Annotated in this window: 11 protein-coding genes; 6 read left to right on the top strand and 5 right to left on the bottom strand. The window is 65.6% G+C overall.

The window, feature by feature from the left end:
* Positions 1-429: 429 nt before the first annotated feature.
* The 4 genes from QUE68_RS14540 to QUE68_RS14525 form a co-directional block, all read right to left on the bottom strand.
* Positions 430-1,374: a M56 family metallopeptidase gene (locus QUE68_RS14540; RefSeq protein ID WP_284235965.1), complete on the bottom strand. Its 945-nt coding sequence runs from the start codon at positions 1,372-1,374 to the stop codon at positions 430-432.
* Positions 1,371-1,757 (bottom strand): BlaI/MecI/CopY family transcriptional regulator, encoded by a 387-nt coding sequence (locus QUE68_RS14535; protein WP_284235966.1) that lies wholly within the window; start codon positions 1,755-1,757, stop codon positions 1,371-1,373. The genes QUE68_RS14540 and QUE68_RS14535 overlap by 4 nt, the downstream gene beginning before the upstream one ends.
* A gap of 353 nt (positions 1,758-2,110) precedes the next feature.
* Positions 2,111-3,145 carry a M23 family metallopeptidase gene (locus tag QUE68_RS14530; protein ID WP_284235967.1) on the bottom strand — a complete coding sequence of 345 codons (1,035 nt, stop codon included), beginning with the start codon at positions 3,143-3,145 and terminating at the stop codon, positions 2,111-2,113.
* 497 nt (positions 3,146-3,642) lie between these two features.
* On the bottom strand, positions 3,643-4,725 hold the full coding sequence (locus QUE68_RS14525) for an IS630 family transposase (RefSeq protein WP_284235576.1): 1,083 nt from the start codon (positions 4,723-4,725) through the stop codon (positions 3,643-3,645).
* Between the two features lie 99 nt (positions 4,726-4,824).
* Here QUE68_RS14525 and ctaD point away from each other — a divergent pair, with 99 nt between their 5' ends.
* The 3 genes from ctaD to QUE68_RS14510 all read left to right on the top strand — a co-directional run bounded on the left by ctaD (position 4,825) and on the right by QUE68_RS14510 (position 10,096).
* Positions 4,825-6,570, top strand: coding sequence for an aa3-type cytochrome oxidase subunit I (ctaD, locus tag QUE68_RS14520; protein ID WP_284235968.1), 1,746 nt, complete (start codon positions 4,825-4,827; stop codon positions 6,568-6,570).
* A gap of 287 nt (positions 6,571-6,857) precedes the next feature.
* Complete coding sequence (locus QUE68_RS14515) at positions 6,858-9,419, top strand: heavy metal translocating P-type ATPase (RefSeq protein WP_349816922.1); 2,562 nt, start codon at positions 6,858-6,860, stop codon at positions 9,417-9,419.
* Complete coding sequence (locus QUE68_RS14510) at positions 9,416-10,096, top strand: adenylate/guanylate cyclase domain-containing protein (protein ID WP_284235970.1); 681 nt, start codon at positions 9,416-9,418, stop codon at positions 10,094-10,096. The genes QUE68_RS14515 and QUE68_RS14510 overlap by 4 nt, the downstream gene beginning before the upstream one ends.
* Positions 10,097-10,168: 72 nt before the next feature.
* On the opposite strand, the gene QUE68_RS14505 is transcribed toward QUE68_RS14510, so the two are convergent.
* Positions 10,169-11,116 carry a L,D-transpeptidase gene (locus QUE68_RS14505; RefSeq protein WP_284235971.1) on the bottom strand — a complete coding sequence of 316 codons (948 nt, stop codon included), beginning with the start codon at positions 11,114-11,116 and terminating at the stop codon, positions 10,169-10,171.
* Between the two features lie 179 nt (positions 11,117-11,295).
* Between QUE68_RS14505 and QUE68_RS14500 the strand changes: the two genes are divergently transcribed.
* The 3 genes from QUE68_RS14500 to QUE68_RS29635 all read left to right on the top strand — a co-directional run bounded on the left by QUE68_RS14500 (position 11,296) and on the right by QUE68_RS29635 (position 13,060).
* On the top strand, positions 11,296-12,066 hold the full coding sequence (locus QUE68_RS14500) for a cytochrome c biogenesis CcdA family protein (RefSeq protein ID WP_284236233.1): 771 nt from the start codon (positions 11,296-11,298) through the stop codon (positions 12,064-12,066).
* Between the two features lie 45 nt (positions 12,067-12,111).
* Entirely contained in the window at positions 12,112-12,717 is a 606-nt protein-coding gene (locus QUE68_RS14495; protein ID WP_284235972.1) for a DUF305 domain-containing protein, read from the top strand.
* A 118-nt stretch (positions 12,718-12,835) separates the two neighbouring features.
* Positions 12,836-13,060 (top strand): MerR family transcriptional regulator, encoded by a 225-nt coding sequence (locus tag QUE68_RS29635; RefSeq protein WP_455013358.1) that lies wholly within the window; start codon positions 12,836-12,838, stop codon positions 13,058-13,060.
* The last annotated feature ends 36 nt before the right edge of the window (positions 13,061-13,096 follow it).

Below are 13,096 nucleotides of genomic sequence, written 5' to 3'. Positions count from 1 at the left end.
AACCCTCGCCCGGCGGGCCGCTGCGCATCAACGCTTCCCCATCGCCGCGAACAATCTTGGTCCACTTCCGTGCCGGGGTGCAGCTAACGAGTCTGGCCACGTACGTAGCGACATAGTAGATTGGGTTCCACGAAGAGCGCACAAGCCGTGTCCTGTCATGGGGCTCGGTCGATCTGGGACCGACCAGGGTGCGCCCCGCGGAAGCCGCATAGGGCTGGCCGGCGGATCGCGGCGGCGCTGCTGTCGTCCTTGGCTCTGGCGGGAGCGGCGTCATGGGCGGGCGGAACCCGCTGCTAGTCAATCTGCGGGATCCTTTGACGTCGAACGCATCTAGGGGTGCAACCACTGACGTGGTGCATGCCCATTTCATGAGCGTGGATCGGTGGTGACTAGGTCCTGGGCGGGCGCGAGGTGACGTCTCCGCGATCCTCAGGCGAAGCAGATCAACGCACCCGACATCGATAGGGCGACGATGAGCGACGGTGTGGCGGCCATTGCTGCCACTGCTCCGCTCAGCGTGACGCGGGTGCGCATTCGGGCGAGACCGTTTTGAGGATCGGTGAGCCGCTCGGCGCGGACGAGCACCGCAACACTGGCTGCGGCCAGACCGTGGGCCGGCGCGACGACACCGGACAACGCCAGCAGTCCAGCGAGCAGAGTTCGATGACCGTGTCGACGAGCCGCGGTGTCATCGGCACACATTTCCAGCAGGGAGCTGACTTGCGCAGCGGCACTGGTGAACAGCTCGACCCTGGGTAACGCGGTCGCCAGGCCGCGCACTGCGGCGACTACGTAGGCGTGGCGGCCGTCGAGATGGGCCCGTTCGTGGGCGATCACGGCCGCGAGTTGGGTGTCATCGAGTGCGCCCAGGGCGGCCGTGGTCACGACGATCGCGGGTGGGCGGCCCGCCACGCAGTACGCCGCGGCCTCGGTGGCGTCGATGATGACGACGTCGTTGCCGCCTGACCTGCCCACCATGCGGATGGCGTCGGCGTGCTCGAAGGTGTGTGTGCGCATGCGGCTCAGGGCGCGTCCGACTCGAACGCAGATGACGATCACACTGCCGACGGCAATGGCCACCGCCACGCTCGCGACGAGCTGCGCCGGCCACCCAGCGTGGCCGACCAGGATTGCTTGCAGGCGTTCTAGGCATGACACGAGTAGTGCGTCGGGGCTGTCCCAATGCCCAGCGGCTTCGATCAGCAGCAGCGCGATGGCAGTGACCGAGCATCCGAGGACTGTGACGATGGCCGTGAGCCAGGCGGTGATGGCTAGCCGTGGCGCTCCACCATCGGCGGTGATGCGCAGCAATAGTCTCGGCCCGACCGCCAGGACCGCCACGACGTACAGCAAGAGTGCCGCGGCGACGGTCATCGCCGGCCCGACTTGCGGGCTAGGCGTCGTAATGCCGCACGCAGGTCGGCGGATTCGTCGGCGTCGATCTGCGCCACGAAGTGACTGAGCACCGCCTCGGAGCGGCCGCCGCCACTGAGCGCCTCGAGCATCAGCCGGGCGCTGTGTTCCTCACGGGTCAGGGTGGGCCGGTAGCGGTAGGCCTTGCCGTCGCGTTCGCGCGACAGCCAGCCCTTGCCGTGCAAGTTGTCCATGGTCGACATGACCGTGGTGTAGGCGATGGGGCGTTCCGCACCCAACTCGTCGAAGATGTCCCGCACCGTGGTGTCGGCATCGGGTTCGCGATTCCACAGACGGTCCATGATTGCCGCCTCGAGTTCTCCAAAGCCACGCACCCGCGCCATGTCGAAACCTCCTGAACTAGTCAGTAGGTAGCTTACGGTGCCGAGCAGCGTGGGGCGCCTCTCGTGGCACCAGCCTTCTTCGGCGCGGTGGGCGACGACGGCTCACCGGTTCTACTGACTATCTCAGTAGCACGCTGCTAACCTTTCCCTGCCGGTGGTATTCGCGATGCCGTCGGTATCCGGGGCCGGGCCGTCAAACCCCCATGATTGCCCGGCCTCCCCGTAGTGCAGGGCCGTGGTTGGTGGCTCGGGCACGCTGGACATCGCGCCTGGCGCTCGTGGTGCAGATCGTGTGTGTTTGATGCAGGGAGTGCGGCCCGACGTCGATCGTCGTGCGAATGGCAGTGCGCCCGTTAGTTACTGGGGACCCCACGTTCCCGTAGCCACGGCATGGGGTCGGTCTTCTCCGATCCACCGAGGTGGACTTCGAAGTGCAGGTGCGGACCCGTCGAATTGCCGCGATTGCCCATCGTGGCGATCTGATCGCCGGCCAAGACTCGGTCGCCTGTTTGGACGGTGGCCGTGTCGATGTGTCCGTAGAGGGTGACCGTGCCAGCCGAGTCTCGGATCTTGACCCACATGCCGTAACCCGGCGTCGGCCCGGCAGCGACGACCTCGCCATCGGAGGCGGCGTAGACCGGTGTGCCGATCGCGTTGGCGACGTCGAGCCCGCCGTGCAGGGTGCCCCATCGTGTCCCAAATCCCGAGGTCATGATGCCCCGCGCCGGGAAGACGAATTGCGGCCGTTGCAGTCGCGCTTCTCGCTGGGCTCGCTCTTGGGCGAAGGCCGTGGCGTTGGCGAGTTCCTCGTCGTGCACGACGGAGTCGACGATGCTTGCGACGGAGACGATTTGGATTCCGGACCGTTCCTGGGGGAGGTACCACCGCGGTGCGGTGGTATCAGCGAGGAGTACGGGATCCACCCGCTCCTGCGATGCGTCGAGCGCTGCGTTGGCTCCCGCGGCGACGGCCCCCGCCGCGATGGCTGCGATGAGGAGCCTGCAGTGTACCGCGCCAGCGGCGTCGGAGGTGCCTGGGCGGATCGGACGAGGTGCGCGGTGCGTGCCCGACGTCGCTGGCCGCCCGGTCACGCTGCCTCGGGCGTTCACGACCGCTCGGTCGACGGAGTACCGCGTGGTGGGCCGCGCTGCACGGGGTGCGGAACCCGGTGCGATGAGCAGCCATGGCGACTCCTCGTCGAGGTCGTTGAGGTCGTCGAGTTCGGGTGCCGTGAGAACCTGGACGTCGGTGGCGAAGGGATGGCTGCGGCCATACGCCGATCCCGTCGACCCACCGAACTGGTCGTCGGCCTGAATCTCCGTGACCGAAGTGTCCCAGCGGGGGTGAATCGGTGCGTCTGGTCGTGTGATCCGGTGATGAGAGACCAAGTCGAGACGTTCCTTGCCGTTACCGGTTCGTGATGTGTTGCGAGACGCTAACTCACCGATGCCGGTTCGGCAAGCCACCGATGCCGGCTCATCGCGCAGTTCGGCCCGACGTCGGGGGCAGGACTGGGGGGCGTGTCGGGCGTAGAGCAGCGGTTTCGCCCCCATCGGTGGGGTCGGGCGGCCCGTACACGTACGGAGTCGGTCAGTATTCCGCGAAGGTCGCCGCGTCGTCCCACCGAGTGCGGTGGCACCCGTCAGCGGTGGGACGGGGACGGGGACGGGGCAAGTCTGGCGCGCTCGGATGGGGGCGGCTGCACCTCGATCGACGATGGTGACGGCGGGGCCGGAGCGGGTGCGAGTGCTCGGCACCCGCCCCAGCGGGACACCCGTGTTCTCACAGGTGGTGCGGCTCGTCAGCGCTCAGCGCGATCAACTACGCGACCTAGTACTGAGATACTCAGTAGGTTACTCTACGTACCTAGTGGTGTGTCCTGGATTTAGCTGACCTTTTCGAGGGCGATGCGCCCGCGGGCGACCTTGGCGAGGATGGATTCTGCGGTCGCTGTCCACACGTAGGGTCGGGGGGCGTCATTGTGTGAGTCGAGGTATTCCTGGATCGAGGCAACGAGGTCAGGGACGGAATGGAATACCCCGCGCCGCAACGCTTTGTCGGTCAGTTCACGAAACCAGCGTTCCACCAGGTTCAACCACGATGAGGACGTCGGGGTGAAATGCAGGTGGAACCGAGGATGGTTGTCCAGCCACTTGATGACGTCTTGATGTTTGTGGGTGGCGTAGTTGTCCACGATCAAGTGGACCGCCAGGTCCTGGGGCACCTCGCGGTCGATGGTCTTGAGGAACGTCAACCACTCCTGGTGGCGGTGCCGCGGCAGGCATTGCCCGATCACCTTGCCGGTCAACACGTCCAGTGCCGCGAACAAGGTTGTGGTGCCGTGACGCTTGTAGTCGTGGGTCATCGTCTCACCGCGCCCCTTGACCATCGGCAGCGACGCCTGAGTGCGGTCCAATGCCTGCACCGAGGACTTCTCGTCGGCGCACAACACGATCGCCTTCTCCGGCGGGTTCATGTACAGCCCGACGACATCGACCAGTTTCTCCTCGAAGCGCGGATCGTTGGACAGCTTGAACGTCTCGACCCGATGCGGCTTGAGCCCGCGCGCGTGCCACACCAGCTGCACCGTCGACTTCGACACCCCGGTCGCTGCCGCCATCGTTCGACAGCTCCAATGGGTCTCACCCGCCGGTCGGTAGTTCAAGGTCAGATCGACGATCTCCTCGATCTTCGATTGCGGGATCGACGGTTTGGGGCCACGCCCCTTACGCACCTGAGCGAACTTCACCAAACCCTGCACGGCGAACTGCTCACGCCAACTCTTCACCGATGCCGGCGACACCGACAATGAGGCAGCGATCGCCGTGTTGGCCATACCGTCAGCGGCCATCAACAGGGCCTTGGCTCGCACCACCTCCCGATGCGCACCCGACTGCGACCGAGCCAACGACTCCAGCACCTCCCGTTGGCCATCCGACACTTCCAACGCAGGCACGGGTCGTCTCATGGAGAAAATCATAACCAATTAACCATCAGTTAATCGCAGGACACACCACTAGTTGGTAGTCGCGCGTTGCGCGTTCCGGGCGTGCAGAAGGAGGATCCCTTGGTAGCCGAAGCGCCGCACGTAGGTGAGCTGCAGGCACGCCGTCCCTTCCCGCCGCGGATGGGACCCAAGGGCAACCTGATCTACAAGCTGGTGACGACCACCGATCACAAACTGATCGGCATGATGTACGTCGTCACGTGTTTCGTGTTCTTCTTCGTCGGCGGCCTGATGGCGCTGTTCATGCGGGCTGAACTTTCGCTGCCGGGTCTGCAATTCCTGAGCAACGAGCAGTACAACCAGCTGTTCACCATGCATGGCACGGTGATGCTGCTGTTCTACGCGACGCCCATCGTGTTCGGGTTCGCGAACCTGGTGCTGCCGTTGCAAATCGGCGCGCCGGACGTCGCGTTCCCCCGGTTGAACGCATTCTCGTTTTGGCTGTTCCTGTTCGGTGCGCTCATCGCCCTGGGCGGCTTCATCACCCCCGGCGGCGCCGCCGACTTCGGTTGGACCGCCTACACGCCGCTGTCCAATGCCATCAGCAGCCCCGGTGCCGGCGCCGATCTGTGGATCATGGGGCTGATCGTGGGCGGTCTGGGCACCATCTTGGGTGCAGTCAACATGATCACCACGGTGGTCTGCATGCGCGCCCCAGGCATGACGATGTTCCGGATGCCGATCTTCACCTGGAACATCCTGGTGACCTCCATCCTGGTGCTGCTCGCCTTCCCCCTACTCACCGCCGCCCTGCTAGCCCTGGCCGCCGACCGGCACCTCGGTGCGCACGTCTACGATCCGGCCAACGGTGGAGTGTTGTTGTGGCAGCACCTGTTCTGGTTCTTCGGCCATCCCGAGGTGTACATCATCGCGCTGCCGTTCTTCGGCATCGTCAGCGAGATCTTCCCGGTGTTCAGCCGTAAGCCGATCTTCGGGTACACCACACTGATCTACGCCACCATGGCCATCGCCGCGTTGTCGGTCGCGGTGTGGGCGCACCACATGTACGCCACCGGCGCGGTGCTGCTGCCGTTCTTCTCCTTCATGACGTTCCTGATCGCCGTGCCCACGGGCATCAAGTTCTTCAATTGGATCGGCACGATGTGGAAGGGGCAGTTGACCTTCGAAACGCCGATGCTGTTCTCGGTGGGCTTCCTCGTCACCTTCCTCCTCGGTGGCCTCTCCGGGGTGCTGCTGGCCAGCCCGCCGATCGACTTTCAGGTCACCGACTCCTACTTCGTCATCGCGCACTTCCACTACGTGCTCTTCGGCACGATCGTGTTCGCCACCTATGCCGGCATCTACTTCTGGTTCCCGAAGATGACGGGCCGACTGCTCGACGAGCGCCTGGGCAAGCTGCATTTCTGGCTGACGTTCATCGGCTTCCACTGCACGTTCCTGGTGCAGCATTGGTTGGGCAACGAGGGCATGCCGCGTCGCTACGCGGACTACCTGCCCAGTGACGGCTTCACCACACTCAACGTGATCTCGACGATCGGCGCGTTCATCCTGGGCATCTCGACGCTGCCGTTCGTGTGGAACGTGTTCAAGAGCTGGCGGTACGGCGAGCCGGTCGTGGTCGACGACCCCTGGGGTTACGGCAACTCGCTGGAGTGGGCCACCAGTTGCCCGCCTCCTCGGCACAACTTCACCGAGCTGCCCCGGATCCGTTCGGAGAGACCCGCTTTCGAGCTGCACTACCCCCACATGGTCGAGCGGATGCGCGCCGAAGCGCATGTCGGAAAGGCGCACGGCCCCGACGACGGGGACGTTACCCGCATCGATGGTGAACATGTCCGCACCTGATGTGGGACCTGATGGAACGTGGCATCAACGAAAGGCCGACGTCGTCGAGAATCGGGCGAGTCCTTCACTGCGGGTGGATCTGCGGGTCAACGGATTCGACTATCTGCTGGCGGCAGGGCAATCACCGCCGCCATCCGACAGTCAGGGTGGGAGGTGACCGCGGCTCGCGTATTGGCGCACCCGCCCGGTGCCGAACCTCGGTGGCCGTCACGCCGTCAGGGCGATGTGTGGCGCGGGCCCACCGCCGCCGGTGGCCCGCACTGGGGGTTGACCTGCCATATCAACATATGCATACAATTGCATGTATGAGTGAACGTGGAAGTTGCGGGTTGGATGGCGCTGATCGGAAATCGCCGCCGGGGGAGACGTTGGCCCTGGATCTCGCCCACCTGCTTCCGGGCAGTGACGAACGATGCGCTGACCGCCTGACCGTGGACTTGACTGCCAGCCCGGTCATCGACGACGCGCACGTCATCGGCGGCGGGACGTTAACGCCGCGACTGTGCGTGCACTACGACGCCGCCCAGGCGACGGCAGCCGACGTGCAACGACGCGCGTGGTTGGCTGCCAACGCCATCAGTGCGCACTACGGCCACCTGCGCTGGTCGTTGACCGATACACCTGAGGACGAGACGACGCGACGGGCCGTGGTCGACCGGTTGTCAGCAGTGCCCGGCGTCGTCGCGGCAGCATCGACGACCACGACGGTCGACGTCGAATTCGAACGCGCAACGGTCACCGCTCAGGAACTCGTGGACGCCATCGCCGCTGAGCTGGGGCCGGCCACCACACCCGTGTCCGACGCCATCGGCGACCACGCCGACGACCACGACGCCGCGGAAGGAGACGGCGCGGGCCACGATCACAGTCACGGCGGGGTCTTCGGCGAGCGCAGCGAACTCGTCTTCGCCGGCCTGTCCGGGGCACTGCTCCTGGCGGGTTGGTCACTGGCGACCTTCGCCGACACCCCCCGCGTGGCGGAGATGGTGGTCTACTCCCTGGCCTTCTTCTTCGGTGCGTTCTTCACCGTGCAGGAAGCATTCGCCAGCGTGCGGCAGCGCCGGTTCGAGATCGACTTCCTGATGCTGGTGTCGGCAGCAGGGGCGGCGGCGCTCGGTGAAGTCGCAGAAGGTGCCCTGCTGCTGTTCCTCTTCAGCGTCGGTCACGCGCTGGAGGGGTACGCCATGGGCCGCGCCCGGCGCGCGATCGAAGCGCTCGCCGAACTCGCTCCCAAGACGGCACTGGTACGACGCGGCGGCACGGGGGACACCGTCGAGGTACCGGTGGCCGGCCTACGTGTCGGCGATATCGTCGTGGTGCGACCCAACATGCGACTCGCCGCTGACGGCTTCGTCGTCGCCGGTAGTAGCAGCATCGACCAGGCTCCGGTGACCGGTGAAAGCGTTCCCGTCGACAAACGGCCGGTTCCGGATGTGGCCGCAGCCGCTGCATCACCCGACCTAATCGACGCGGCCGCGCGGGTGTTCGCGGGGACCATCAACGGCGCCGGCGCCATCGAGGTTCAGGTGACCCGGCTCGCCGGTGACTCCACCCTCGCCCGGGTGGTCCGCCTGGTCGCCGAGGCGCAAACCAAGACCACCTCGACCCAGCGCTTCACCGACCGGTTCCAACGCATCTTCGTCCCGGTCGTCCTGGTCGGTGTCGTGTTGTTGCTGTTCGCCGGGTTCGTGGTGGCCGAACCCTTCACCGCCACGGTGTATCGCGCACTGGCCGTACTGGTGGCCGCCAGCCCGTGCGCCCTGGCGATCGCCACCCCTAGTGCGGTGCTGTCGGCGGTGGCGCGTGCGGCGAGGGCCGGAATCTTGGTCAAGGGTGGCGCCGCGCTGGAGGAACTGGGGCGCGTCGAGGTCTTGGCCTTCGACAAGACCGGAACCCTCACCCAGGGGCGGCCGCGCATCGCCGACGTGGTCGCCACTGCTGGCACCGACGAGACGGAACTTCTGACGATCGCGGTCGCCGTCGAGGAGCAGAGCGATCACCCCCTCGCTCGGGCCATCGTCCGCGACGGCCGCGAGCGACTGGCCGGCGCGGTGGTACCCCGCGCAACCGACGTCCGTGCGCTGATCGGTCGTGGCATCGTCGCGTCCGTCGAGGGGATCGAGGTGCGCATCGGCAAGAGCGAGATGTTCATCGACGCCGCCGAGCGTCCACCTGCCGAGGTGGCCGCCGACGTCGACCGACTAGAGCAGGCGGGCCGCACGACGATGCTCGTCCGCGCTGGCGATCGCTGGCTGGGCGTGATCGGTTTGATGGACGTCCCCCGGCCGGAGGCGTCGACGGTCATCAGGCGTCTCGCCGAACTCGGGGTGGGCAACACCGTCATGCTCTCGGGTGACAATCAGCGGGTCGCCGATGCGGTGGCCGCCGAGGTCGGTGTCGCCTACGCCCGCGGCGATTTGATGCCCGAGGACAAGGTGGCCGAGATCGCCGCGCTGCGAACGCGTTACGGTCGAGTGGGCATGGTCGGTGACGGCGTCAACGACGCGCCCGCCATGGCGGGCGCGAACGTCGGAATAGCGATGGGTGCGGCCGGGTCGGACGTGGCGTTGGAGACCGCCGACGTCGCGCTGATGGCCGACGACCTCCGGGCGCTGCCGTTCGCGGTCAAACTGAGCCGCCGTTCCTCACGGGTCATCAAGCAGAATCTGTGGGCGAGTCTCGGGATCGTCGCGATACTCATCCCGGCCACGATCCTCGGCCTGGGCATCGGTCCTGCCGTCCTCATCCACGAAGGCTCGACACTCCTCGTCGTCGCCAACGCCCTTCGACTGCTCGGGCTGCCGATGCAGCCGGTGGAACCGATGCCGGGCCCGGCGGCGAATCCGTGAGGCCCACGGCCCCTGTGGATGCCGCCACCGAGTTCGAACACGCCGACGTCGACGCAGCCGTCGTGTTCGTCGACATGTCCGGGTTCACCGCGTTCACCGAAGCCCACGGCGATCATCGCGCTGCCCAATTGGCTGAATCGTTTGCCGCCGCGGTCATCACGGCGCTCGGGCCGGCCGACGAGATGATCAAGACCATCGGCGATGCGGTACTCGTGGTGTGTGAGAACCCCATGATGGCGGTGTCATTCCTTCGACGGCTCACCGACGAGACCGGTCGCATGCCCGGCTTCCCGTTGTTGCGCGCCGGTGTCGCTGCGGGTCCCGTGGTGAAGCGGCGCGGAGACGTCTTCGGTTCGACGGTCAACACCGCAGCGAGACTCGTCGCCATCGCGCAGCCCCGCCAGATCGTCATCAACGGCGATGCGGCATCAGGGCTCTCAGTAGACGATCTGGCCGCGATGGCCGGGTTGGGCCCCCTTGCCCTACGCAACGTCGGCTCACCCGTCGATGCGTTCGTCCTGGACATCGGGACCCGCCACCAACGGCACGTGGATCCGGTCTGTCGAATGCACGCCCCGACCGACGCCGACCAGTTGACCGTCACACGGCTGGGCACGTCGTACAGGTTCTGCTCGACGGCGTGCATGCAGCAATTCGCGCAGCGCACCGCCAGTTAAACCGCCCCGCCTCGCCGTGATGCGGTGGTACCGCGGATGGGTCGATGAGGCGCGGGAACCCCTGCGCGTCAGTCAGATCTGCCAGTCCTGGGCTCCGTCGTTCTCGTCGTAGACGCCGACGGAGTTCTTGACCACGACCGGGTCTCCGCTGCCGAAGTTGTCGTAGAACCATTGCGCGTTGGCCGGACTCAGATTGGGGCAGCCGTGGCTGACGTTGCGTTTGCCCTGATCGCCCACTGACCACGGTGCGCCGTGAACGAAGATGCCGGCGTTGTTGATGCGCACCGCGTCTTGGACTTTGAGCTTGTAACCCTCGGCCGAGTTGACCGGCACGCCGTAGGTCGAGGAGTCCATCACCATGTCGGCGAACTTCTCGAGCACGTAGTACGTGCCGTTGGGAGTTTCATAGCCCGGCTTGCCTAGAGACACCGGGATCGTCTTCTCGGGCGTGCCGTTGCGCATCACCTCCATCTGCAAGGTGGCATTGTCGATCGTCGCCACCAGCGCGTCACCGATGCGAAAGCTCGACGTCGTTCCGCCGGCGTCGATGGCGACGATGGTGCTGGCGGGCCAGAAATCGACTGGACGCCATCGGAGTTGGGTGTTACTCATCCAGTAGAACTTCCCGGGAACCGGAGGGTCGGAAGAGATGTGGACGGCTTGCTCGGCCAACTCGCGGTCGGCGATCGGCCGTTGGAAGTTGACGACGATGGGTTTGGCCACGCCGACCATCGAGCCGTTCACGGGGTTGAACGTGGGCGGCGCGAAGACGGACGGGCCGAGGTAGGGCAGTGGATTCTGGCCGGCTGGCGTGTCCACGGGTACGGGCACCGCAGCCTGTGAGAGTAGGTCCGCTGATGGTGCTGCGGGGGGATTCGGCGACATCGCGACAGAATCGCCCGGTACGGGAGGCGCGGGTACTGGCGGCTCGGCCGAGGCGGATGTTTCCGTGAGCAGCAGTGCACCTGCTAGACCGGCCGCCATCATGGCAATGACGGACTTGCGCGGCGGACGCATCATCGGTGTCTCCTGACCCAATTCGGTGACTGTGGCGCATTGACGGCGGCTACAGACGCCACCTGCTAACTACGTACTTGCATAGTAGGTTATCCGCGGAACGCTCACCGAGATCAACTACTAACATACGTAGTAGTTCCGCAACGTGTCAGATGGGTGACTTGGATGAACGTCGAAACCTCGTGAACGGTTTCACTGCGATCGCCACCTCCGGGCACGTGTTGCTGGCGATTCTCGTCTCGGCGTTGGCAGGACTGGTGTCGTTCGCGTCGCCCTGCGTGGTTCCCCTAGTACCGGGTTATCTGTCGTACTTGGCCGCCATCGTGGGAGTCGATGAGCGGTCACATGCCGCGCCCGCGAGGCGTGCACGTCTGCGTCTCGCGGGGGCCGCGGGACTGTTCGTCGCCGGCTTCACGGCGGTGTTCCTCATGGGAACCGTCGCGATCCTGGGTGTGACGACGACCATCATCACCAACGGCGTCCTGTTGCAACGGATCGGCGGTGTCGTGACGATCGCGATGGGTTTGGTCTTCATGGGTTTCGTTCCCGCGCTGCAACGGGAAGCCCGCTTCACGCCCCGGTCTTTGTCGACGCTGGGTGGCGCACCGCTTCTGGGCGTGGTGTTCGGTTTGGGCTGGACCCCGTGCTTGGGCCCGACACTCACCGGTGTCATCGCGGTGGCCTCTGCCACCGAGGGAACGAACGTCCTGCGCGGTGGGGTACTCGTCGTTGCCTACTGTTTGGGACTGGGCGTCCCGTTCATACTCTTGGCGGTGGGGTCGGGTCGTGCGGTGGGGGCACTGAGCTGGTTGCGAGGAAACACGCGGCGTATTCAGGTCTTCGGCGGCGTTCTCCTCGTCGCAGTTGGTATCGCCTTGTTGACCGGGCTGTGGGCCGAGTTCGTGTCGTGGGTGCGTGATGCGTTCGTCAGCAGCACCACGATGCCGATATGACGGGGCCGATCGGCCAATGACCATGGCGCCTAGCATCGAGTCATCATGAGGCGGGCCACAGTCGTCATCGTGGCCTGCGTGGCGCTCGTCATGGGGCTGAGCGCCTGCAGCGACGCGAATCGTGCGCCGCAGGATCGTCTGGGATCATCGACGAGCGGCGCCCACATCCACAATGATGCCGACGTCGCGTTCCTCGAGCAGATGATCCCGCACCACGCCCAAGCCATCGAGATGTCCGATGTCCTCGTGGCGACGCCGGGAGCGGACCCGCAGGTCGTCGCTCAGGCCCGGTCCATCAGAATCCGGCAGGCATCGGAGATCGCCATGATGCGCGGCTGGTTGACGACGTGGGGCGTAGGCGCGGCGGCGGTGCAGCCGCATCGCATGGCTCAATGCGGCATGGTCTCGTCCGCGGATCTCGCGGCGTTGAATGGCGCTGAGGATGCCGCAGCCGACCGGCTGTATCTCGAGCTGATGATCGCCCACCATGCGGGGGCGATCGCGATGGCGCGCATGGAGGCCGATGCTGGAGCTAGCCCCTTCGCGACGGACTTCGCGCGAGGCATCATGTCATCTCAGCAACGGGAGATCGACGTGATGCGCTCGATGGCGACCCCCGACATCGTTGTCACCGAGGCGCCGTCGTGTTGACGTTGGCGACCCGATTGCCTGCGGCGATGTGATGCGGTCACGTCGCCGAACTGGCCGAAGCCGAAGCGGATCGGTACACCGTGGATGAGGTCCCTTAGAGGACGTCGACGTCCCGGCGATGACGAACTGGGCATGCTCTCCGACGCCGTCACCGTGTTCTCAGAACAGATCGGCGCCGACCCTACGATTCCGACTTGACCTTCTAGTCAGCTTCAACGCTTACCGTCAGGGCATGACTGCAATGCAGATCTCGGAGCTATCCCGCCGCAGCGGAGTGCCCGCATCGACGCTGCGGTACTACGGGCAGATCGGTCTACTTCCAGCTGACCGAACCGCGTGTTAACGACGGTCTAAACGTAGGCCAGGAGCGACGGTGAAA

Source organism: Mycolicibacterium sp. TUM20985, assembly GCF_030295745.1.
Classification (GTDB): Bacteria; Actinomycetota; Actinomycetes; order Mycobacteriales; family Mycobacteriaceae; genus Mycobacterium.
Note: the sequence above shows the minus strand (reverse complement) of the source record. Positions and strands in the feature narration are given on the sequence as shown.